The organism is Streptosporangium minutum (assembly GCF_002149035.1).
In the GTDB taxonomy this organism is placed as follows: Bacteria; Actinomycetota; Actinomycetes; order Streptosporangiales; family Streptosporangiaceae; genus Streptosporangium; species Streptosporangium minutum.
Genome location: NZ_NGFP01000001.1, coordinates 46,513 through 69,437 on the forward strand (window position 1 = coordinate 46,513; position 22,925 = coordinate 69,437).

The following is a 22,925-nucleotide window of genomic DNA, read 5'->3' on the forward strand; positions in this document are numbered from 1 at the left end:
ACGTAGAAGAGAGGAATGCCGTGACGTATGACCTGTTGACTCGGAAGTGGCTGTCAGTCCGAGAGGGTGACGCGCGCCGAGAGATCGGGTTGCGGGAGCTGTTCGAGTGCGCGCACGAGCTGACCGATATCGAAGCGTCTCCGCCTCCGGGCGCGTCCGGCCTGTGGCGGGTGCTGACCGTGATGGCGGCGCGGATGACTGGCCTGGACGACATGACGCTGAGCGCCTACGACTGGGGCGAGCGCCAGGCAGAAGTCCTGGAGGACCGCCGTTTTGACCAGGACAGTGTGGCGGAGTACTTCGCGCGGTATCCGGGGCGCTTCGACCTCTTCGACGCGCATCGGCCATGGCTGCAGGATCCTCGGCTCCGGGAGGAGTGCAAGGGCAGTTCGGGCGTCAACAAGCTCGTCATGTCCCGGCCGGCCGGCAACAACCAGGTGTGGTTCAACCATGCGACCGCGCTGGATCCTCCGCCGGTTCCCGCTGGTGAAGCGGTGTTCCATCTACTGACGCAGCTCTACTACGGCCCGTCGGGTCAGTGCACGCCCCGGGTGGTCGCGGGGATCTCCGGCGGGAACAGCAAGGCCGGTCCACTGCGCAGGACGATCTCGTTCCATCCGCTGGGCCGTACGGTCTTCGAGTCGCTGATCGCCGGCATTCCTCCGGCCCACCTCTACGACACCGGAGGGGTCGACCTCGCCCCCTGGGAGGCCGACGAGCTTCCCGATCCGCTGGGCGTGCCGCCGCGCCCCAGCGGCCTGGGCGGGGTTTTGACCGGGCGGTTCCAGCACGCGGTGCTGTTGGAGCGTTCCGCGGACGAGGAGTCGGTCGTCGACGCGTGGATCACTTGGGCGTGGCGCGACAAGGAGTTCCCGGCCGACGATCCGTACCTGGTCTACCAGCAGAACAAGGAGGGCGCCTTCTACGCCCGCCAGGCCGACGCGAGCCGGGCGCTGTGGCGGGACTTCGACTCGCTGCTGCTCGAAGACGTCGGTGACGAGCACCGCCGCCGGCCCGCCGTACTGGCTGCGATCGAGGATCTGCGGGGCACGCTGTTGCCGGTGCTGCGGGCCCGGGCCTTCGGCTTCGACCAGGACGGCCAGACCAGGGACAAGGAGTGGACCGTCGGGGTGACTCCGGCGTTGCTGGCATTGGCGAACGAGATCCAGGTGGCGCGGGCGATCAGCGACATGCGGCAGGCGGCCGAGCGGGTGCAGCGGCATCTGGAGTGGGCGCTGCGTGACGCCTGGATCGCGATCAACGATCCGTCCAACGGGAACGGCAAGCCGCAGCGGAAGGACATCTCCAAGGGGCCATGGCCTGCGCAGGGGTCCTTCCGCTACTGGGCCCGTGCCGAGCGGGTCTTCTGGCGCCGGGTGCGTGAGCGCAGGTTCGACAGCGCGGTGGACGACTTCCTGCACCTGGCTCTGGACGTCTACGACGAGGTGACCGACAGCGGAGGTCCGTTGCCGCGGGTCAAGCGGGCCGTCGAGCTCAAACGGGGTCTGATCTTCGGGGCGCGGCCATCCACCGGCAAGGCAGGCAAGACGAGCAAGGCAAAGGAGCGCGTGTGAATTCGATCCCGTCGATCGACAAGGCCGACAGATATGTGAGCCACCTCAGCCGGCTGGCGCAGAACGATCCCGGACGCCGTTCCGCTCTGCGCAGAGGGCTGGGGCGGCCGGTGGACGACCCCATGGTCCGCAAGGCCCACGCTGTCGTCGTCCCGTGGCTTCCGACGCGGCCGGGCCGGGCCGTCGAGAGCGCCTATTACTCGGTCGCGGCGTTGATCGCCGCCCAGCCCGTCGGGCGCCGGGGAGGGACGCCGGAGACCGAAGCCCTCGATCCTCCGGCGACGCCCGAGGGCGAGGAGAAGTCCAAACGGCCCACGACCAGCATCGGCGGAACGCTGGGCTTGGCCGTACGGGACAACAAGCTCAACCCCGTCACGGTGGAGGCGCGCCTGCACCTGGTGTGCCGCCAGGACGTGACCGGCCTGCACCGGCAGTTGCCCGGCCTCGTCCGCCAGCTGGCCGCCAAGGAGCTCACACCGGACTGGGGCCGCCTCCTGGTGGATCTCAGCTGGTGGGAGCGGGGACGGGACCGGGTCGCCAAGGGGTGGCTGCAGGACTTCTACCGCGCGATGAACAACACGACCGAAGACAACGGCTCAGAGAGCGAGAACCAGTGACCACCACTCCCCGATACCTTGACGTACACGTGCTCCAGACCGTGCCCTTCGCCAACCTCAATCGCGATGACCTGGGGTCGCCCAAGAGCCTGGTGTACGGCGGAGCCACCCGGACCAGGGTCTCCAGCCAGTGCTGGAAGCGTGTCGTCCGCCTGGACGTCGAGCGGGCCATCGGCGACCCGGCGGTGCGCACCCGGCGGGTCCCGGCCGAGGTCGCCGCCCGGCTCCAGGACCGTGGCTGGACCGAGGACGCGGCCCTGGCGGCGGGGGCGCAGATCGCCCTGTCCGCCAACAAGAAGGAGGGGCTCAAGCTGGAGGACAAGGGCGGCACGTCGGTCCTGCTGTACCTGCCCAAGGCGGCGCTCGACGCCCTGGGTGACCTGGCCGAGCAGCACCGCGAGGCGATCGAGCAGACCGTGGGCGTCAAGAAGCCCAAGTCGGTCCTGCCGGTCGAGGAGGTGGCAGCCGTGCTGTCGGAGCGCAACGGAGTCATCAATCTGTTCGGCCGGATGCTGGCCGAGCTGCCCGGCGCCGGGGTCGACGGTGTCGTCCAGGTGGCGCACGCGTTCACCACGCATGAGGTGGCGCCCGAGATCGACTTCTTCACAGCGGTTGACGACTGCCTGCCCGAGGACGCGGTCGGCAGCGGCCACATGAACAGCGCCGAGTTCAGCGCCGGAGTGTTCTACCGATACGCCAGCCTCGACCTGAACGGCCTGTCGAAGAATCTCGACGGTGACGCCGCGATGGCGCGGGAGCTCACCGGCGAGTTCCTGCGGGCCTTCGTCTCCTCGCTGCCGACCGGCAAGCAGACCTCCTCGGCCGCGAACACACTTCCCGACCTGGTGCACGTCGTGGTCCGCAGTGACCGGCCGATCTCCTTCGCGGCGGCCTTCGAGGCGCCCGTCCGGCCGGAGCACGGGATCGCCGCCCCCTCCCGCCGGCAGCTGGCCCACCACGCCGGGCGCCTGGAGAAGTTGTGGGGCACCACTGGCGTCGTCCACCGGGGATACGCGTGCGTCGATGACAAGCCGCTGGACGGTCTGGGTGCGCCGGTGGACTCCTTCGCCGAGCTGATCGACGGCGCGGTGACCGCCGCCCACCGGGAGACCTCGGCATGAGCGGTCTGGTGCTGCGGCTGGCCGGCCCGCTGCAGTCATGGGGCGAGCACAGCGTCTTCACCCAGCGCGACAGTCTCCGCTTCCCCACCCGTTCCGGTCTCATCGGCTTGCTGGCCTCCGCCGAGGGGGTGAGCCGGGGCCGTTCTCTTGAGGCCTACGAGGCGCTGCGCTTCACCGTCCGCGTCGACCGGCCTGGCGTGCAGATGGTCGACTTTCACACCATCGGCGGCGGACTCCCCCGCGGGGTGCCGCGGCCGGACGGCACGCAGCGCTCGCGCGACACGGCGACGATGGTCACCAGACGTCAGTACCTGTCGGACGCGGCGTTCACCGTCGCCGTCGAAGGCCCCGAGCAGCGCCTGGGCGAGCTCGCCGAGGCGCTGCGGCGGCCTCACTGGCAGCCATATCTGGGGCGGCGTTCCTGCCCGCCGGACCAGCCGCTGCTGCTGTGCCAGGTCGACGATCCCGTGGCTCATCTGGAGACGAAGACGCCGCTCACGCGTCGGCTCCGGGAGAAAGAGGAGCCCACGGCCGAGTTCGTCACCGAGGGCACCATGGACGCGGCCGACGCGGTTACCGAGCTAGCAGACGTGCCGGAGAGCTTCAACCGGCACGACCGGCGCTACCGCATCCGGACGGTCAGCATCACTACCCGGACGCTTCCCAGGGAACTATGCAAGTCCGGGGACGCCTTCTGGGACCACCTCACCGCCTATATCGAGGAGGAGTCGTGACAGCCTGGCTGGTCCGGATCCTGCCCGATCTGCGGCGGCAAGACGTCAACAACGACCTCGCCGACCCCGACCGTCTCCACAAGCGGATGATGCTGCTGGTCCCCGACGAGATGGGCGAGGAGGCCAGAGCCCAGGCCGGTGTGCTGTTCCGGGTGGAGGACACCCGGAACGGCCTGCAACTGCTGGTCCAGAGCAGCATGAAGCCGGACCTTTCCCGGCTGCCCGACGGCTATGGGGAGATCGCCCTACGCGAGCTGGACGGGCTGTTGTCACGGCTCACGATGGGCGTTTCAGTGCACTATCGCATCGACGCCAACCCCTCCAAGAGGCTGGGCAAGAACGCCGGCCCCAAAACGGGAAAGATCCAGGCACTGCGAGGCGCCGCGGCTGAGGAGTGGTGGGTGGCCCGCGCCGCCGCCAACGGATTGGCCGTCTCCACCGTGTCCTCGCAGTCCCAGAAGGACATCCGGGCGAAGGGCTCCGTCCGGCATGCCGTCGTCCGCTTCGACGGCAGCGCGGTGGTGACCGACCCGGAGGCCGTACGCATGGCTGTCCTCCAGGGCATCGGCCGCGGCAAGGCGTACGGTTGCGGGCTCCTCAGTCTCGCTCTGGCGCAACGGTGACGAGCTCTGCCCGGCGTAAACTCGCCGCTCCCACGCTTGCGATGCTGCCCCGGATCTCGGACTCGCTGTCCTTTCTCTATGCCGAGGCGGTCCGGATCGTGCAGGACGACACAGGAGTCTGCGCCCAGGTCGAGTCCTCCCAGGGAACCGACCGCGTCTACATTCCGACCGCGGCCCTGGCGTGCATACTCCTCGGCCCTGGCACATCGATCACCCAGCCGGCCATGGCAACGATCGCCCGGCACGGCACCTCGCTCGTGTGCGTCGGGGCGGGCGGGGTGCGCAGCTACGCCGGAATCATGCCGGCCTCGTTGACCACCGCCTGGCTGGAGAAACAGGTGCGTGCCTGGGCCGATGACAAGAGCCGTTTGGAGGTGGCGGTCCGGATGTACGAGGCGCGCTTCGGCTCCGCCTCCGCACCGGCCGGAGTGTCTCTCGCCCAGCTCCGCGGAATGGAAGGACAGCGCGTCAAAGCGTTGTACCGACTACTCGCGACGAAGCACGGGATCAAGCGGTTCAGACGGAACTACGATCCGGACGCCTGGGATGATCAGGATCCCGTCAACAAGGCGCTGTCGGGCGCCAACTCATGCATGTACGGCGTCGTCCACGCGGCAGTCCTGGCCCTCGGCTGTTCTCCGGCGCTGGGCTTCGTCCACAGCGGCACCCAGATGGCCTTCGTGTACGACGTCGCCGACATCTACAAGGCACGGATCACCATTCCGCTGGCCTTCTCGCTGCATGCCTCCGAAGACCCCGAGCGAGAAGCTCGCAGGCGCCTCCGCGAGGACTTCAGAGCGTTCAAGCTCATGCCGCAGATCGTCGCCGACATCCAGGCGCTGATCGACCCCAGCGGCGAGAGTCACTCTCCCATCGACCGGAACAGCGATCTCGTGCACCTGTGGGATCCCCAACTGGGTGCACTTCCGGCAGGTGTGAACTACGGATCCGAGACCTTCGACCTTCCCTTGGAGTAGCCGATGGCCTCGATGCTTGTCATCTCGACGACCGCGATCCCCGACCACGTCGGAGGAGCGTTGTCCCGTTGGTTGATCGAACCCTGCCCAGGACTTTTCGTCGGCACCGTGTCGGCCCGGGTCCGCGACGAGCTCTGGGCAGCGGTCAGCGCGAGTGTGGGAGACGGCCTGGCGGTCCTCATCCACCCGGCTGACACGGAGCAGGGATTCGCGATGCGCACAGCAGGGCAGCGCCGCCGCCATGTGATCGACTTCGACGGCCTACAGTTGATCAGGTTCGCCGCTGGCGAGTTGAACGACGCGTCCGGCTCGTTGAAAACTTCAAGTGCGATTGTGAAGTAGCAGGTCAAGAAGTGTCCTCCCCACGCCCGTGGGGGTGAGCCGAGATCGCGGTCATCGTCCCGTTCCCCGACAACGTCCTCCCCACGCCCGTGGGGGTGAGCCGCGGCGGCGACCAGCTCGCGGTACTCCTCGGCAGTCCTCCCCACGCCCGTGGGGGTGAGCCGTCCCGCTCCATTCGATGACTAGGACAGTGGCGGTCCTCCCCACGCCCGTGGGGGTGAGCCGCTGTACGACTTCCTCTATTCTGAGACGTCGCGGTCCTCCCCACGCCCGTGGGGGTGAGCCGGACAGAGAGCCAACCCTTCATCTCCTCAAGCTGTCCTCCCCACGCCCGTGGGGGTGAGCCGGACACGAGGCGAAACAGCCGGAGCGTCACAGTGTCCTCCCCACGCCCGTGGGGGTGAGCCGGGCGCGCAGGCAGTCATCGCGGTGGCCCAGCTGTCCTCCCCACGCCCGTGGGGGTGAGCCGGTCCGCCGTCGAGTACGCCGGTTCGGGTCCGGGTCCTCCCCACGCCCGTGGGGGTGAGCCGCGCATAGCAGCCCGTTCATGAGGCTCAGGTCGGTCCTCCCCACGCCCGTGGGGGTGAGCCGGTCCCCGGCGAGGACTACAGCCACATCCCGGTGTCCTCCCCACGCACGTGGGGGTGAGCCGGCGGAACGTTCACCAACGGAACCGTTATCGGCGTCCTCCCCACGCACGTGGGGGTGAGCCGGCACTGAAGGAGCACGGCGCCCGCGCCGTCAAGTCCTCCCCACGCACGTGGGGGTGAGCCGTCCCGCAAGATCCTGACCCTGGCCGCCGTCGTGTCCTCCCCACGCACGTGGGGGTGAGCCGGAACTCTCTGCGGACGCCGACCCGGTGACGGAGTCCTCCCCACGCACGTGGGGGTGAGCCGACCGCATGTAAACGCTGGTACATCGTAGAGAAGTCCTCCCCACGCACGTGGGGGTGAGCCGATCCACCGGAACCATCCGGCTCTGCGCATGCCGTCCTCCCCACGCACGTGGGGGTGAGCCGCCGCCCTACGAGCCGCACGGCCAGTGGCCGAAGTCCTCCCCACGCACGTGGGGGTGAGCCGGACACGTCCTCGCCCTGGTTCGCGTAGTAGCTGTCCTCCCCACGCACGTGGGGGTGAGCCGGTGTTCATCGACTACTCCGACCCGGCCGGGGTGTCCTCCCTACGCACGTGGGGGTGAGCCGTCCACGGCACCTACGCAGGTATCGCGATCTACGTCCTCCCCACGCACGTGGGGGTGAGCCGAAGATGTCCAGGGGGATCATTGGGTGCATCCGGTCCTCCCCACGCACGTGGGGGTGAGCCGTTCGTGTTGTCGTCGATGTCGGGGTGTTCGCTGTCCTCCCCACGCACGTGGGGGTGAGCCGCGTGCTGAGCCACGTTGCTCGGCGCCTTTCGAGTCCTCCCCACGCACGTGGGGGTGAGCCGCACCTGCACACTTCAGGGGAACACATATACGCGTCCTCCCCACGCACGTGGGGGTGAGCCGTTCACCAGATGGCGACTGACCACCGGACACCAGTCCTCCCCACGCACGTGGGGATGAGCCGCCGGATGTGGCCGAGGGGTTGATCGACTTCGTGTCCTCCCCACGCACGTGGGGGTGAGCCGAGGACCTTGGCGGGGTGGCCGAACATCTGCTTGTCCTCCCCACGCACGTGGGGGTGAGCCGCAGAGGCAGGGGACGGCGGGGCCGTCGATGCCGTCCTCCCCACGCGCGTGGGGGTGAGCCGGCTCGCGAGGACTGGACCGAAACAGTCCGGGCGTCCTCCCCGCGCACGTGGGGGTGAGCCGGTGAACGCGCGGCGGATCGTACGGACAGGCTCGTCCTCCCCACGCACGTGGGGGTGAACCGTCCCAGAGGCGCTCTCGTTGCGGTGGCCGCGCCTTCCCCGTCGCTGGGGGCACTTACAGCCCAGGCCATCTCATTCGATGTCCAGCCATGGAGCGTCTTGAGAGCCCAAGAGATGGGCGAAGGGTTCGAGTCCCCCCTCGGACACGTTCGATTCGCCCATGAGGTCCTGGTCAGACGTAGAGCTGACCAAGACTCTTCGTGTGCTGGGGTGGTAGGTCATCGGTGATGGTGAAGCCCTGCAGGATGTAGTCGTCGCCGTCCTCCTAGACGGTTGGCGAGTCACCGTCGGGGCTGTCGGGATCCTTGCCGAGGAACCGGAGTGCCATGAGCCCGGCATGGCGAGGAGTGCGAACCGATCTCCAAAGCCCAGCAGGGCTAGGCACCAGATCGGGGATCGTCCTCAAGAACTCGTCCGCGCAAAGCCTCCAGTTCCCGCCCCAGAGCGCCCGACCCGACGAGCATCAGGGCGTGTACCGCGCTCACCTCTCGGGCGGATGCCCATATGCTCGATCCGCGGGCCTGGAACGGGAGGACCTCGATCGAGTGGACCCGGAAAGCGGCCGGGTCCAGGTATCGCATGCCCCCGGTCCCGCATAGGTAGGTCGTGGCGCCTGTCAGCCAGGCCAGGTCGGCCAGGCGTTGCGAACGTTCACCGGGTGCGAGCAGATCGCTGCTGTGCAGGATCTGCCCCCGCCACCCGACCTCCTCCAGCAGCAGGCGCGTGGACAGCTCCGTCACGTCCGCCAGTCGATCCGTGCTCTCGAACGCGGCGAGTACAGGTTCGAGCCCCCTCTTGAACGACGGCCAATAGGCACTGTGCCGGTAGTGGTCGGCGAGGAGCTGAACGACACGGCGACGGCAGCGAATGGGATCGGCCAGACGCGCTCCGCGGATGGAGGTGGAGCGGCCGTATGGCAGACGGGTGGAAATGGAGAGCCACTGCGGCTGCCACGAGCCGTCGAGCGAGGCGAGGCGCGCGCGGTGCTGGTAGTCCCTGCGTGCGAACTGCACGTCGTCCAGGACGATCCAGTAGTCGGCGGCGAACAGTTTGGCCAGCGTCACCAGTCGAGGGAAGAGGTTGGGCTGGTGGATGGCGCACACCTCGCCGTACGGCAGGTCAGGGCGTAAGGAGCCTGCTGTCGAATCCGGCGCGGAGAAGAGCCTGGTAGGCGTCATGGACCCCTCCTGGGACGGGCTGCTCGATGGCGTAGCCGAGCTTGGGGTACTCGATCACGCGCTGGAGGTCGCCGACGAGCATGTCGATGACCAACTTCGGATCACCGATCGAGCTGACGTAGTCATCCAGCTCAAGCGGCTCGGAAGCGCACACCACCTCGACCTCGGGCCATACCTTTCGTGCCGTGGCGTAGGCCCGACGCTCCATGTACGGCTTGGAGATCAGGAGCACCGAACCGGGCCGAACACCCGCATCGGCCAGCACCTGGCAGGACAGTGCGACGTTCTGGCCAGTGTTGGTGGCGTTCGGCTCCAGCAGAATCGCCTCGTCGGACATGCCGAGGTCGAGCGCGTGCTCGCGGTAGTGGACGGCCTCGCCTCGGGGGAAGCGCGCCGCGGTGGTGGGGCTGGTGGCACCGGAGAAGACGAGCAGCGGGAACCAGCCGGCGCGGTGCAAGTCGACCGCCGCGCGTGCCACCCCCAGATCGTGGCTGCCCAGGCCGATAGCTACGTCACACTGGCTCAGGTCGTGGTGCATCTGGTGGTAGTCCCAGATGGTGTGGGCATGCTGCCACTGCTCGTCGGTGATGACCTGCTGCTTGACGCTCACCCGGTTGCTCCCTGATCGCCGTGGCAGAGGGAGGCGGATCTCCCCCTGGATGGTCCGCTGGATGCCCTCAATGCTGCGCAGTTGGTGCGCGAGCCCGTGCTGCGCGGCCTCGCGTGCGGCACGGTCGAGGATCACCACCCCATCATCCACGGTGGCCCGATCCGAAAGCAGGACGTGCCCGTAAGCCGTCTCCAGCCGGACCCGCTGCATGGGCGCATCGGTGACCGCGGTGGCGCGGGCGAGGTCGATCAGGCGTAGCGCCTCCGAGAGGTTCCCTGCGCCACGGTGGGCCAGAGCGAGTTTCTGGTGCGCGACGGACCAGTCCTCGGTTTCGCCGAGGTTCTCGAACTCGCGGATGGCGGTCGTCATCAGGCGGGCGGCGTAGTCGTTCTTGTCGTTCTTGCTCAGGGCGGTCCCCACCCACAGCCGGGCTCGCGCCCTATCGCGTGGTGAGAGCCGGTCGTCCACCGCCAGCGCCTCATATTCCTTGGCGGCCTCGTCCAACCGGCCCCCCATCTCGGCGACCACGGCCAACGAAAGGTCGAGCTGCGCGATACGACGGGGGATGTCGAGCTGTCCGTAGATCGATCGGGCGTTGAGGTAGGAGCGGCGAGCGGACAATGGGCCGGCGACTGCTCCTTGGTCGCGCTGGAGGTCGCCGAACAGCGTCGTCGATCGTGCGAACAGGTAAAGACCCTTGTCGTCCAAGGCGTGCGGGTCGTAGCAGGTGAGCCATCGGTTCAGCAGGTCGGTGGCGTAGCTGAAGCTCTGGCGGCTGAGAGCGACCACAGCCCGGTCAAGGTCGTCTGTCCAGGTCTCGTAGTCCCAGGCCCGTGGTCCCATCCGGGTGACTCTCAGCCCTTGGTCCACGTCCTGGCCGAGTTCCAAGAGCAGCGTCTCGAACCGCAGGTGAGTGGCCGAATTCGCGCGGGCGAGCGCGGTGTCCAGGATGGCTTGGGTGTCCGGACGTGGCCGAGTAGCGGTACCGAGCTGGTCCCACTTCGCCACGGTGCGGGGAGCCACGCCGAGGTGCTGCGCGAACACCCGCACGCTCATCCGCAGGGCTCGGCGAAGTGCACGCGCTTCGAGACCGGTCCACTCATGCACGGTCGTCACGTCGCTGCTCCCTTCCACGGCCATGGAAGCACGCAGAGGTACCGAGGGCCTCCGGAAGTGCGACGCAAGTGCGACAGCGGGTCGTATCCAGCGGGGGCGGGGCTGGCCATGCTCAAAGAGCGGGCCGTAAGCCCCGGCCACGGTAAGGACGGCTACCTTGTGGACACTCACCGAACAACACGATGTGGACGGCCCGATCGTCTACGGGTACCTGCGGCTGCATCGTTCGACGCCCGAGCGGCACGCCGCCCTGACGGTAGCCCTCGCCCAATACTGCGAGCAGCACGAACTGCAGCTCTGCGGCATCTTCACCGATCGAGGGGCCGCATCGTCGGACGACCCGGCCTTCGCCGGCCTGCTGGACGTCCTTCTCATGTCCGGCGCCTACGGGGTGGTTCTGCCCACTACGCACCACCTGGGCGAGAAGCCCGTCGCGACTCGGCGGCGGGAACAGCTGAACGCGATTGGGGCGCGGCTGCTGGTCGTGCGGGGAGCCCTCCGTACCACTGGCTCTTCCGCCGGCCGACCGGTCGTGGCTCTGGCCCGCGCCGTTCCCCATGGCCAACTCGAACCAACTCGCCAAGGACCCCATGATGATTGACACCTTCGTCGCACCACCGCCCGGCAGCGAATTCAACCCGAACGTGCCAACGGTAGATCGCACGTACGCCGCGCTCGCAGGCTCCGGCAAGGACGGCTTCGAGGCCGACCGGGCAGCCGCCGGCAAGCTGAAGGGGGCGATTCCTGGGGTAACCGAGGTCGTCCAAGAGAACGCAGCGGCTATCGCGCGGGCTGTCGCCTCCCCGTACACCTTCGTGAAGTGCTCGATGCAGCCCCGGTATGACCCCGGCGCCGTCGAGGCCGCCAAACTGATACAGGCGCGGGCGCCCCGCTGGGTTGTCCTGTGGCGCCCGTACTGGCGGGTCCTGCAGGCGTGGGAGTGCTCCGACCCGAGGCTATGTCGCACCGTCATGGGGCGCAGTGCCACCGAGCTGTGGCAGCGCATGCAGGAAGCTGAACTTGATCTCTGGCGGGCCTCCCCGCGCGCCATGACCGCGGACCGGCCACCCACCACACCCGTCCCGGGTGGCCGTGAGGATCTGCCAGAGGCGGCCCCGAGACGATCACCGGACCCGGCAGCACCCCGCCGGCCCGGAAGACCTCGGGGCCCCAGACCACACCAGGCGGGAGCGCATCGTGTTCACGTACAGTGACGCGTTCCTGGCGGCCGCCGGGTGGCCGTGTTGCTCCTCCTCGTCTTGGCGTGGACAGCCGAGCAGGCTCACAATGTGCGGCCGTCCACGTACTCCGGCGCGGGCCCATGCCCCTACCTAGCGCCCATGCTGCCCCGCGCCCCCTACGACCCGCCGCCCACGATGTGCCCCGGGAGGCCGTCGTGGGCGGCGGGCTCCAGACCCTGGCCGGACCCTTCCCACGTGGCGAGCGCGCAGGCTCGCCAGCGGGTCGGCCAGGCGGGGGAAGGCGGCCACCCTGTCGAGGAGTGCAGGTTGTCCGCCTTCCCTCAGCGGGCCGTACGCCCCCGTGGAGAGAGCAGACGAGGATGACGAGAACCCGCCAGCCGCAGGCGGTCAAGCAGGAGGGCCCCACCCCCGAGTGGGAGCCGTACACGTCACACGGCGCCATCCTCCGGGTCAGACACACCTCGTGCTGCGGCCGGTATGAACTGGCGTCGGAGGGCGGCGAGTTCTTCGTGCTCCGTCCCGCCGGCAGGCGCGGGTACGAGCAAACCAGCCGAGGCCGGGCCTACCGCGACGTCATCCAGATGTACGCCGCCCTAGTGCGCAAGCACCACCTTGACCACACCAGCCGCGGCGAATGGTACGAGGCCGACCCGTACATGAACCAGGCGGAAGCGGGCTGACTATGCCCCTGCCCGGCTGGCGTGGACACCCCACGTCAGGAACCCGAAACAGGACAAGGAGTAGAGACATGAGCACTCTGACCCCGGAGGAGACGGCCACGGTCGACACGGGAGAGACGTTCGACCCGTTCGCGCTCAACATCGAATTCATCGAGAACACCCCGGCGGCCGACACGGTGCTGATGTGCACCACCGGCGACAACTGCGGAACCTCCTGCCCGAGCGCCTGCACGACCTCGTAGTCCGCGGGGCGCGGGTCCGTACGGGCCCGCGCCCCCTTCTTCCCCAGAACGGAGCGTGAGTGATGACGCGGTCGCGGCGGACCCTGTACCGGTGCACGGGCGCCGGGATGCTGCGCGCGGCGGTGAACCTTTCCGCCCCCGCCCTGCCGCAGTGGCCGGGGCCCGCCGCGTCCCCCGAGCAGTGGCGTTCCTGGCTCGGCCCGATCTGGGCCGATGACACGTTCCGGCGCGCGGTCTCCAGTGCCAGCCTGGACCTGGCCCGCCAGGTGGAGGCAGTTCTGGACGGGCGGTTGTCGAACGCTCGCCGGGCGCGTCGCGCCGCACTCGCGGTCGCCCGGTACGCCATCAGGTATGAGCACCGGTCCACGCCATTCGGCCTGTTCGCCGGCGTCTGCCCGGTCGACTTCGGCGAGACATCCGCCGTGCTTGTCGGGGATGAGCACGAGATCGTTACCCGAGCCGACCCCCGGGCGCTGGACAAGTTGATCAGTGCCCAGGAGGCCGACGGCGTGTCGATGGCGGCCGTCGAGGTGTGCGTCAACAACCTGGCGTATGTGCGCGGCGGCCGCGTCTTCGTGCCGTCCGAGGGCGCGTCGGAGTTCTCCCTCGCGCTGACGCCTGCGCTGACGCTCGTTCTCCAGGCGGCCAAGTCACCCATCCGGTATGCGGCGCTCGCGGGCAAACTCGCCGCAGAGTTCCCGCAGGTGGAAGGACACCGCCAGGCGGTGTTCCTCGCGGAGCTGCTGCGGCTTCGGCTGCTGCTGTCGGCGCTGCGTGCCCCCGCCACGGTCGTTGACCCGGCAGCCGTCCTGCCTGCCGTCGCTTTGGACGCCCGCGATCGGGAGGCGTACGTGGATTTACGGCTGGACGCCACGGTTCGGCTGCCGGAGACCGTCGCGGTCGAGATGGAAACCGTAGCAACCGTGCTGGCCAGGCTCGCGGCCAACCCAACCGGCACCCGGGCGTGGCGGAGCTACACCGAGCAGTTCGCCGCCCGATGGGGCGAAGACGCCGAGGTCGGCCTGGAGCAGCTCGTTGACCCGGACAACGGGTTGGGCCTGCCTGACGGGTTCGGCTCGGTGTCCGAGCCGCCACGACCGATGTCACGGCGCGACCGGCTGCTGTTGGATCTCGCAGGGACCGCCGCCGTCGAACGCCACCGGACGGTGATCCTGTCCGAGCCGCTCATCGAGGAGTTGGAGGCGGCCGCAGGCGAACCCACCGCCCTGGCCCCGCACTTCGAGGTGTGCGCACAGGTCCAAGCCCGTTCCCTCCCAGCGCTCGACCGAGGCGACTTCCGCGTCCGCGTTCACACCGTCTCCAGGGCGGCAGGCACGATGACGGGACGATTCCGGCACCTGTTCCCGCAGGCCGCCGAGCAAGTAGCCCTTCCCACGGTTGACCCTGTGGCGGAACTGGCTCAGTTATCGTTCCATCCCTCCCGCGTCGAGGCCGACCTGCTCACGCGCACCCCGCAAGTCCTGCCGAAGCTGGTCAGCGTCGGAGAGCACCGGGGCAGCGACGCCACGGTGTTCGTCCCCTCTGATCTGGTCGTAGGCCTGCACGGTAGCCACCTCTACCTCGCGGTGGCCGCCACCGGGGAGCGCCTGGAGCTGATCGCGCCGACCGCGCTCAACTTCATGTGGAACAACTTCACCCCGCCGCTGGCCCGGTTCCTGGCCGAGATCAGCCGTGCCGCAACTCCGCAGGTGACCTGGTTCGACTGGGGTGCGGCGTGGACGCTGCCGTTCACGCCGGGGCTGCACTATCGGCGCAGCATCGTCGTTGCCGCCCGCTGGCAGCTTCGGGCCCGCGCCCTGCCCGGCCGTGCGGCATCCCTGGAGGAGTGGGCCGCGCAGTTGCACGCCTGGCGCGGCCGAGCGGGTGTGCCTGACCGTGTGCTCCTGGCCATGGACGATCAGCGCCTGCTGCTGGACCTCACCGGGGAGATGAACCTGGACGTGCTCCGTACGCACCTGTGCGGCTCCCCTATCGCGGTGCTCTACGAGGCGCCGCCGCCGGACGCGGATGGATGGATCGGCGGGCGGGCCCACAGCATCGTCGTCGCGGTAAGGGCGGGCCGATGAGCCCGCCCACGACGCAGGCCCTGGCCGAGGGCGCGCTGGGGATAGCGTTGCTGCACATCGAGCGCGGCAACCTTGCCGCAGCCCGGCCTCTGCTGGCCGAGGCGGTCGCCGGCGGCGTCAGCACCGGCTCCAACGCTTCTCTGTTCCACGGCGCCCCGGCCCTGGAGTTCGTGCTTGGCCGTGTCGGGCGCGCCGACCAGACCGTTCAGACGGCCGTCGACCGGGTCGTGGCCGCCCGGCTCGCCGCGGCCCGCTGCCGACGAAAGGCGACCCGGCTCCCGACACTGGCAGAGTTCGATCTCATCCGGGGGCTCACCGGGCTGGGAGTGGTGCTGCTTGCCCGAGCAGGCTCGCCGCCGCCGCTGCTGCAGGAAGTGCTGGCCTATCTGGTGGCGCTGGCAGTCCCGGCCGAAGCCGATGCCCAGGTCCTGCCCGGGTGGTGGTCGCCAGACAGCCCCACGCATGAGGAGATCACCGGTGGCCACGCGAACAACGGGGTAGCCCACGGCATCGCCGGCCCGTTGGCGCTGCTATCTCTCGCCGCCCGCCGCGGCCTCCTGGTAGAAGGCCAGATAGGCGCCATCAAGACGTTCACGGCCTGGCTGGAGAAGTTCGGCTCCTTCTACTGGATCACCCTGGCCCCGCTCGCCGCTGAGGCGTTGCAGGCGCTGCCCCTGCGCCCCTCCTGGTGCTACGGGGACCTTGGTATCGCCCGCACGCTGCAACTGGCAGCCTGCGCGCTCGGCGACGACGCCCGCAGGCAGAAGGCCGAAGAACTCGCCCTCGCCGCCCTCACCGACCCGGCCCGCCTGAGCCGGGTCACCGATGCGTCCCTCTGCCACGGCTGGGCCGGGCTGCTGACCGTCACGACCGCCCTCGCCGCCGACAGCCGTACCCCCGACCGGTTCGCCGAGCCCATCCGGCAGACCCGCCAGAGGTTAGAAGCGGGGATCCCGGCACTGTCCAAGCCCGGGTTCATGGAAGGCCGAGCCGGGGCGGTCATGGCGCTGAAGGGCTCCAACGTGACCGGCTGGACCCGCGCCCTGTTGATCAACTGACCCGCCACCACAACCGAGCAGGAGCGAACCGAGGACATGGACTGGAACGACGAGAACCTACCGCTGCCCGACGAACCGAAGTGGTGGCACGCCACCATCCGCTTTCCCGGCGATGCCGGAGCGACCCCAAAGGCTGCGACCGCACTCGCGGCCGCGCTGTCCGGTTGGCGTTTCCACTTCCTGCGCAAGGAAGGCAATCTCCGGCTGCGCACCGAGAGGCCCGCTGCCGACCTGCTCGATCAGCTCGTCGCCGACGAGGTCGCGGCCGGTTGGGTTGGTGGCATCTACGAACCGGAGATCGAAACCTTCGGCGGCGAGCAGGGTATGGCCATCGCCCACGAGGTGTGGTGCGCCGACAGCCCCGCAGCCTTGGCCGAGACCGGCAGCCCGTACGCCCGCGAGCGGTGCATCCTGCTGCTCTCTACCATGAACCGCGCGGCGGGCCTCGACCCGTTCGAGATCAGCGACGTGTGGGCGACATTCGGCAACCTCCGCCCGGCAATCGACCCACCGCAGGTGGCCTACCAGGCGTCTGCGATCACTGCCATGCGGCGCCTCGTGCACGCCGACGCCGCCAAGCGGGACACCACCGAACCCGGCTGGCCTGACCGCGTCGCCGCGTTCGAGGACGCCGGCCGCCGCCTGGCCCGGCTCGCGACCAGTGGGCAACTCCGGCGGGGGCTGCGCGCGGTCCTCGCCCACCATGCGATCTTCGCTTTCAACCGCGCGGCCACACCCGTGGCCGAGCAGGCTGCCGCGGCCTGGCTGGGCTGGAACGTCGCCTTCGGAGACGGCAATCCAGCCACCGTGTCTAGCAGTCAGTCCGCACCCGTGACCCTTATTTTCAAGAGGATGGAGAGCACCATCACTACGACCGACCCCGCCGAGCTGCGCAACACCATGGTGGACAAGCTCACCGGCTCCGGCCACCTGCGCACCCCTGAGATCATCGACGCCTTCCGGGACGTCGAGCGCCACCGGTTCATCCCCGAAGTCGAGGTCGTCGCCGCCTACGTCGATGACGCTGTGTCGGTGAAGAACGACCGAGACGGCGAGATGATCTCCTGCATCTCCGCGCCGTCGATCGTCGCCACCCAACTGGAGCAACTGGGCGCAGAGCCCGGCCACAAGGTCCTGGAGGCCGGGGCGGCTACCGGCTACAACGCCGCTCTCCTCGGGCGGCTCGTCGCCCCCGGCGGCCGCGTGTGGACGGTGGACGTCGACACTGACCTCGTCAACACCGCCGCGAAGCATCTGGCCGCTGCCGGCGCATCGAACGTGACCGCGCTGCTGGCCGATGGCGCGGCCGGTCTGCCCGCGCATGCCCCGTTCGATCGGATCCAGTTCACCGTAGGCGCCGGTGACATCCCCCTCCCCGTCCTGAATCAACTGGCCCCGGACGGCCGTCTCGTCATCCCGATGCGGATCCGCGGCAGTATCTCCCGCTCCTTCGCCTTCGAGCGCGACGGAGACGGCGAGACCTGGAAGACCGTCTCCTGCGAAATGGCCACGTTCGTCCCGCTGCGTAAGGGCGTGTGTGATGACGTCCGTACCGTGGTCCCCATGGCCGGGGAGGGCAACGTCCGGCTGGAAACCTACGGTGAGCAGCTCGTGGACCGGGAGGCGATGCGGACCGTCCTGGACGAGCCCTCCCACCAGGTCTACACGGGCGTGAAGTTCCGGCAGGGTTCAGCTTGGGAGTGGGTCTATCTGTGGTTGGCGTGCGTCCTGCCCAACGGCTTGTCTCGGGTACCTGGCCGACGGCCCGGGTTCACCCCGCATTTCGGGTGGGGTTCGATGGCGGCGCTCGACGGCGACAGCCTGGCCTATCTGACCGTCCGCGAGGGTGAAGACACCGTGAGCCGTTTCTGGGAGATCGGCGTCATCGGTCACGGCCCGCGCGCCGCCGACCTCGCCGAGCAGGTCGCCGCCGCGATCCAGGAATGGGACCGCGACTACGGCAACGACGCCCCGGCCCCCGGCTTCCGCATGGCCATGGCCGCCAACCGCGACCTGCTGAAGGCCGCTGACTCACGCTTCGTCATCGACAAGACCAACAGCCGACTCGTCATCGACTGGCCGTAGGAAAGGGAGCAGCGTGATGAACCCTGCGAACGCCGCCCGTATCCCGCTGGTCTGCCGACCCAAACCCCCCGGGCTTCCACTGGACAAGCGCATTGCAGAGCTCACCGCGCTGACCGCCGAAACACCCGGCGCGGACCACTCCAAGCGGGTGGCCCGCGCCTGCGGTGTCCTCAACTTCTCCGCGCTCATCGCCTCCGACAGCGGCATGCCCGACCTGGCAGCCGAACTGTGCTGGCGGCAGCACAAGGTCTTCGCCGAAGCCGAGAGCCTGGACCAGGACATCGCCGTGATGTCGCTGATGCCGCTGGTGAACATCGCCCGGCTCCTGATCCGCGAAGGTGAAGGCAGCGCTGCCTTCGCGGTGCTTCAGCAGTTGTACCGGGCCGCCGAGCAGCGCGGCGCCACCGTCATCCGCGATCACGCCGTCGACCTGTCGCCGTTGATCCGGACCGTCGCAGACCATCGCACGATCTGTACGGAGCTGTGGGTCGCCCTGCTGATCGACGGCGCCAGAGCCCTCGCGAGCGTCGGCCGTTGGACCGAGGCAGCCGAATCCATGGCCGCGCACCGCGGCGTCGGTCAGCGGCTTCTCGACGGCCGCCAGCTCACGATCATGTCGCTGATGGAACAGGGCCTCCCGCAGCAGGCCGCCACCATGATCGACTCCAGCGTTCTTACGGAGCCCTGGGAGAACGCCGTCGCCGCCATCCTGCGCGTCTACTGCCGTCCTCCGACCACGCCGACACCACAGGACGAACTGGACCATGCGGGGTGGGAAACTCTCGCGCTGATCACCGCCCCCGACCCGATGACCGCAGCGTTCCGGACTCGGCTCGCCCTGACCATGCTCGACCTGACCGCCGACCGACCCACGGCACACGACTCCGACCTGCGGTCCACTGTCGTCGGCGTGGCCTGCACAGACGCCTATGCTGCCCGAGAGGTCATGGGACACCACGGGATGCGCTCCCGCATGACCCCGCAGCAGGAACAGGAAGTCGCCGGCGTACTCACCGCCTCGGGGTTCGGCGCCGGGTACCTCCCAGCAGCCCACCTGGATGCCCTTACTGCCGCAGTCCGCCACGGCGAGGACAACCTGCGCGCCCTGCTTACCGAGCTACACGGAGCGGCCTGAGCCGACCTAGGATCGCTACTCCGGCCGTGGTTGCGAACCCCGCACTCCAATCACGGCAACCGCCCGGCGCAGGCCCGAATCGGGCGGCGCGGCCGTGGGACGACGCTACTGGAGAGCCACCAGCCGCTGGCCCGTGCCGCCGCCCAGGCCCTCTGTCGGGCCCGAACGCCGACTGGACCCAGAACACCGCCATCGACGACGATCACGGGCATGGCCGCACCGAACGCCAGACCATCTGCACCGTGCAGACCGACGACACGCTGTTCCCCGGCGCCCGCCAAGCCTTCCAGCTCCGCTGCGACGTCGGTGACCTGGACGGCGCCTGGACCAGCAAAGAGATCGTGTACAGCATCACCAGCCTGCCCGCCGAAGCGGCCAGCCCCGCCCGCCTCAACCATTACGAACGCGCGCACTGGGGCGTGGAAAACCGGCTCCACTGGGTCCGCGACGTAACGTTCCGGGAGGATCACTCCCAGCTCAGAACAGGTAGCGCGCCCAGAGCCCTGGCCAGCTTCCGGAATCTGGCGATCAGCACCAGCGCCTGGCCGATCGAGCCAACATCGCCCACGCTCGCCGTGACCTCTTCGACCGCGATGCCGCTTTCGCCGTCTACAGCACCTGATCAACATGCCGGAATTGGACATAGCGAATTAACGCCGGGGCCCTGGCCGCCACCCCAAGACGCTTGCCTGCATCAACGAGTAAGCGGGGTGCCTGATCGCAAGGGGGCGATTCACCAGGACCACCAGGCAGCAAATGTTGACATTCAAGACATTTCGTGTCTTTTGTCTTCCCTGCTATACACGCCCACCGAGAATATAACAATTCGATCTCCGAATGCCGCTCCTGCGTTGATTGATATCTTTGGATGGATCTACTTTTACCTTTCATCTTCTCGTTTTATGGATGGAAGTATGCGTCCGGACCGGGAGCCTTGGCCTGTCCGTGGTCACCAGCCATCCAAGTGACTCAAGCTGCGACGCAGAAAGTGTCGTACCTCCCCGCTAGCATGACTGACCGTCCGTTAAGGGTTTCTCCAGGCCGAAAGGCCATAGATGATCATCTCTGCTGTTCTCATTCGGTTCTTCCGCTCGTTCAACTTCGACTACCTCCGCAAGGCCCACGAGAACTTCACCCCCGCCCCCTGGGATGTCCTGGAGTCAGACGACTTGCAGTACCCCTTCGTCAGGGTGCCGCTGGAAGCCACCGTGACCACCGTGGTCGGGGCCAACGAGTCGGGGAAGAGTCAACTGCTCTCCGCGATCAAGTGCGCACTGACTGGCGTGGGTATCGAGCGAGGGGACTTCTGCCGGTACTCGCAGTTCTTCGCGGTGAACAGGTCGATGGCCTTCCCCGACTTCGGACTCGAATTCCGAAACCTGGAGGAGAACGAGCGGACCATCCTCGCCAAAGCCTGCAAGATCACTATCGATGAGGGCCTGACGACCTTCATACTGTTCCGCATCAACGGCAAAGACCCCGAGGTCTACATCCCGCAGAACAACGGGTGGGAACGGCACACTGTCCACGACAAGAAGGCATTGAACACCCTCCTGCCACACTGGTTCGAGATCGACACAAACGTGGCGCTGCCGGACAGTGTGCCGATCAGGTACCTCGCCGAAGGCAAGTCGTCGGCACAGACCGGGCCACGCAAGGAACGCCATTCCTTCATCAAGCTGATCATGGAGAATGCTCCCTCATTGTTCGGAGCCTCCTCCGAGCGGGACACCTCAGTAGCGCCCACGCTCGCGAGCGCTTTCGCAGCGGCAAACCAATCCACAGAGTCGCACGATCGTCAACTCGCACTCGCCGACGACCTGTTGCTGAAGGTCGCCACGATCAGCCGTATCGCCTTTCAGGAGTTGCTCAAGGCCGTCGAGAGCGGCCGGGACGGTTTCGCCAATGGCATCGTCGAGCGGATGAACCGCACGCTTGCGGCGTCGCTGAACTTCCCCAAGTGGTGGTCCCAGGACAACCAATTCCAACTGCTGCTCACCCTGCGGGACCAGGATCTTGTCTTCACCATCCGGGACCGCACGGGCACCGAGTACTCCGCCGATGAGCGCAGCGGCGGGCTGAAATACTTTCTCAGCTACTTCGTGCAGTACCTCGCCCACGAGCCGCCGAAGTCCGCCGTCCCCGAGATCCTTCTGATGGATGAGCCGGACGCGTATCTGTCCAGCGCGGGCCAACAGGACCTGCTTCGCATCTTCGAGGACTTCGCCAATCCGCAGAATCCGGACCGTCAGCCCTGCCAGGTCGTCTACGTGACGCACTCACCGTTCCTGATCGACAAGAACCACGGTGAGCGTATCCGTGTCCTGGAGAAGGGCGACGGCGACGAGGGGACCCGAGTGGTGCGGAACGCCGCCCGTAACCACTACGAGCCGTTGCGTTCGGCGTTCGGCAGCTTCGTCGCGGAGACGACCTTCATCAGCAACTGCAACCTGGTTCTGGAAGGCATGTCCGACCAGGTCATGCTCGCCAGCATGTCCGCGCGGCTGCGTCGGCAGAGGGTTGCCTCGATGGACAACCTTGACCTCAACACGCTGACCCTCGTGCCCGCGGGATCAGCATCTCAAATTCCGTACCTCGTTTACCTCGCTCGTGGCCGGGATGTCGATCGGCCTGCACTGATCGTGCTGCTTGACAGCGATTCGTCGGGCGACCAAGCGGTCAAGGCACTGAAGAAGGGCCCGAACGGCAAGCCGGCAATCGACGAGAAGTTCGTCCTGCAACTGGGCGATTTGCCCTCGAACGAACTCATCAGCACCTACCCGGATGGTGTGGTGGCGATCGAGGACCTCATCCCGCTGACGATCGCCATTCCAGCCGTCAAGCAGTACGCCAAAGAATTCCTCGCTCCCCAAGAAGCAGCCGCGTTGGAGGCCCTCACTCCCGAGGACGTTTCTTTCGACGACACCTCCGGGACTCACGATGCTCTTGAAAGAGCGGCGGCGGCGAGGGTCGAAGGATTCCACCTGGACAAGGTCGGGTTTGCCCGCAGCGTTGTGGACGTCGTCAACCGCGACGACGACCTTACGGAAGCGGCCGCGATCATGGAYGCCAATTTCCGCATCCTCTTCCGTGAACTCGGGCGTCGGCAGCGGCAAGCGCTACGAGAGATCACCACCGAGAAAATCAGCGCCAGGATCAAAAGGCTGAAGCGGTCGTTCCTATTGGATCACCCCGTCGGGGCGACGCGGGAACAGGCGACCCTCCACCTTGAGGACATCGAGGCCGGACTCGACAACTCGTTGGCGGCCGAGGATGTCAAGAGCCAGATCCGGACGATAAGGCGCGAGTTCAAACTCGACGACGAGCCGAACGAGCCGATCTCGGATTTCAAGGCCTTCCGAGATGCGCTGGACATGCTCGTATATCACCAGGTCAACCAGGTCCAGGAGAATTAGTCAGCCCATCGCCCCCGCCGGGCCCCTGACCGGCCAGCGGGCGCGAAACCTCAGGAGACAGGCCAGGACGACCGTGAAGGCGATCCAGGCCAATTAGATGCCGGAGAGACCCAAGCCGACGGTCAAGCCGAGAAGCCAGGCCAGCGGGATGAGCACCAGGAGTCCCCGGCGACGTTCGCGACCATCACCGAGCGGGTGTCGCCGTGGGCCCGCAGATAACTGCCGTCGGCCATGGCGGGCACCATCGGCACCAGGCTC

General features: G+C 67.9%; 18 protein-coding genes and 1 CRISPR repeat array. Of the genes, 16 read left to right on the top strand and 2 right to left on the bottom strand.

From position 1 onward, the window contains the following. The first annotated feature begins 20 nt into the window (after nucleotides 1-20). The 7 genes from casA to cas2e are packed head-to-tail and all read left to right on the top strand — an operon-like array spanning nucleotide 21 to nucleotide 5,988. Nucleotides 21-1,574: a type I-E CRISPR-associated protein Cse1/CasA gene (gene casA / locus CA984_RS00225; protein ID WP_165781043.1), complete on the top strand. Its 1,554-nt coding sequence runs from the start codon at nucleotides 21-23 to the stop codon at nucleotides 1,572-1,574. Beyond that, nucleotides 1,571-2,191: a type I-E CRISPR-associated protein Cse2/CasB gene (casB, locus tag CA984_RS00230; RefSeq protein ID WP_165781044.1), complete on the top strand. Its 621-nt coding sequence runs from the start codon at nucleotides 1,571-1,573 to the stop codon at nucleotides 2,189-2,191. The genes casA and casB overlap by 4 nt, the downstream gene beginning before the upstream one ends. Next, nucleotides 2,188-3,312, top strand: coding sequence for a type I-E CRISPR-associated protein Cas7/Cse4/CasC (gene cas7e / locus CA984_RS00235; protein ID WP_086566449.1), 1,125 nt, complete (start codon nucleotides 2,188-2,190; stop codon nucleotides 3,310-3,312). The genes casB and cas7e overlap by 4 nt, the downstream gene beginning before the upstream one ends. Beyond that, entirely contained in the window at nucleotides 3,309-4,046 is a 738-nt protein-coding gene (gene cas5e, locus CA984_RS00240) for a type I-E CRISPR-associated protein Cas5/CasD (RefSeq protein WP_086566451.1), read from the top strand. Before cas7e ends, cas5e begins: the two co-directional genes overlap by 4 nt. Continuing rightward, nucleotides 4,043-4,669 carry a type I-E CRISPR-associated protein Cas6/Cse3/CasE gene (gene cas6e / locus CA984_RS00245; protein WP_086566454.1) on the top strand — a complete coding sequence of 209 codons (627 nt, stop codon included), beginning with the start codon at nucleotides 4,043-4,045 and terminating at the stop codon, nucleotides 4,667-4,669. Before cas5e ends, cas6e begins: the two co-directional genes overlap by 4 nt. A gap of 41 nt (nucleotides 4,670-4,710) precedes the next feature. Beyond that, a complete protein-coding gene (cas1e, locus tag CA984_RS00250) occupies nucleotides 4,711-5,646 on the top strand; it encodes a type I-E CRISPR-associated endonuclease Cas1e (RefSeq protein WP_207620604.1) in 936 nt (311 codons plus the stop codon). A 3-nt stretch (nucleotides 5,647-5,649) separates the two neighbouring features. Further along, the gene (gene cas2e / locus CA984_RS00255; protein ID WP_086566460.1) at nucleotides 5,650-5,988 is read left to right on the top strand and encodes a type I-E CRISPR-associated endoribonuclease Cas2e; all 339 of its coding nucleotides are present in this window, start codon (nucleotides 5,650-5,652) and stop codon (nucleotides 5,986-5,988) included. A 13-nt stretch (nucleotides 5,989-6,001) separates the two neighbouring features. Then, a CRISPR array of direct repeats spans nucleotides 6,002-7,860; the repeat unit is 29 nt; unit sequence GTCCTCCCCACGCCCGTGGGGGTGAGCCG. Nucleotides 7,861-8,235: 375 nt separating this feature from the next. Here the strand turns inward: cas2e and CA984_RS00260 are convergent. Further along, nucleotides 8,236-9,036, bottom strand: coding sequence for a WbqC family protein (locus tag CA984_RS00260; protein ID WP_086566461.1), 801 nt, complete (start codon nucleotides 9,034-9,036; stop codon nucleotides 8,236-8,238). Continuing rightward, nucleotides 8,978-10,762 (bottom strand): ElyC/SanA/YdcF family protein, encoded by a 1,785-nt coding sequence (locus CA984_RS48990; RefSeq protein ID WP_341351691.1) that lies wholly within the window; start codon nucleotides 10,760-10,762, stop codon nucleotides 8,978-8,980. The genes CA984_RS00260 and CA984_RS48990 overlap by 59 nt, the downstream gene beginning before the upstream one ends. Before the next feature lie 157 nt (nucleotides 10,763-10,919). Here CA984_RS48990 and CA984_RS00275 point away from each other — a divergent pair, with 157 nt between their 5' ends. From CA984_RS00275 to CA984_RS00310, 9 genes are all read left to right on the top strand, one after another. Beyond that, nucleotides 10,920-11,363, top strand: coding sequence for a recombinase family protein (locus tag CA984_RS00275; protein ID WP_207620606.1), 444 nt, complete (start codon nucleotides 10,920-10,922; stop codon nucleotides 11,361-11,363). Between the two features lie 960 nt (nucleotides 11,364-12,323). Further along, on the top strand, nucleotides 12,324-12,644 hold the full coding sequence (locus tag CA984_RS00280; protein WP_086566464.1) for a hypothetical protein: 321 nt from the start codon (nucleotides 12,324-12,326) through the stop codon (nucleotides 12,642-12,644). Between the two features lie 68 nt (nucleotides 12,645-12,712). After that, nucleotides 12,713-12,886, top strand: coding sequence for an FxLD family lanthipeptide (locus CA984_RS44335; protein ID WP_108724510.1), 174 nt, complete (start codon nucleotides 12,713-12,715; stop codon nucleotides 12,884-12,886). 62 nt (nucleotides 12,887-12,948) lie between these two features. Next, nucleotides 12,949-14,973: a lantibiotic dehydratase family protein gene (locus CA984_RS00290; RefSeq protein ID WP_207620608.1), complete on the top strand. Its 2,025-nt coding sequence runs from the start codon at nucleotides 12,949-12,951 to the stop codon at nucleotides 14,971-14,973. After that, entirely contained in the window at nucleotides 14,970-16,031 is a 1,062-nt protein-coding gene (locus CA984_RS00295; RefSeq protein WP_086566470.1) for a lanthionine synthetase C family protein, read from the top strand. Before CA984_RS00290 ends, CA984_RS00295 begins: the two co-directional genes overlap by 4 nt. 36 nt (nucleotides 16,032-16,067) lie before the next feature. Beyond that, complete coding sequence (fxlM, locus tag CA984_RS00300; RefSeq protein ID WP_086566472.1) at nucleotides 16,068-18,116, top strand: methyltransferase, FxLD system; 2,049 nt, start codon at nucleotides 16,068-16,070, stop codon at nucleotides 18,114-18,116. 16 nt (nucleotides 18,117-18,132) lie between these two features. After that, nucleotides 18,133-19,251, top strand: coding sequence for a hypothetical protein (locus CA984_RS00305; protein ID WP_086566474.1), 1,119 nt, complete (start codon nucleotides 18,133-18,135; stop codon nucleotides 19,249-19,251). A gap of 26 nt (nucleotides 19,252-19,277) precedes the next feature. Continuing rightward, nucleotides 19,278-20,219, top strand: a complete 942-nt coding sequence (locus CA984_RS44340) for an ISAs1 family transposase (protein ID WP_341351692.1) — start codon at nucleotides 19,278-19,280, stop codon at nucleotides 20,217-20,219. 87 nt (nucleotides 20,220-20,306) lie between these two features. Beyond that, nucleotides 20,307-22,667 carry an AAA family ATPase gene (locus CA984_RS00310; RefSeq protein WP_086566477.1) on the top strand — a complete coding sequence of 787 codons (2,361 nt, stop codon included), beginning with the start codon at nucleotides 20,307-20,309 and terminating at the stop codon, nucleotides 22,665-22,667. The last annotated feature ends 258 nt before the right edge of the window (nucleotides 22,668-22,925 follow it).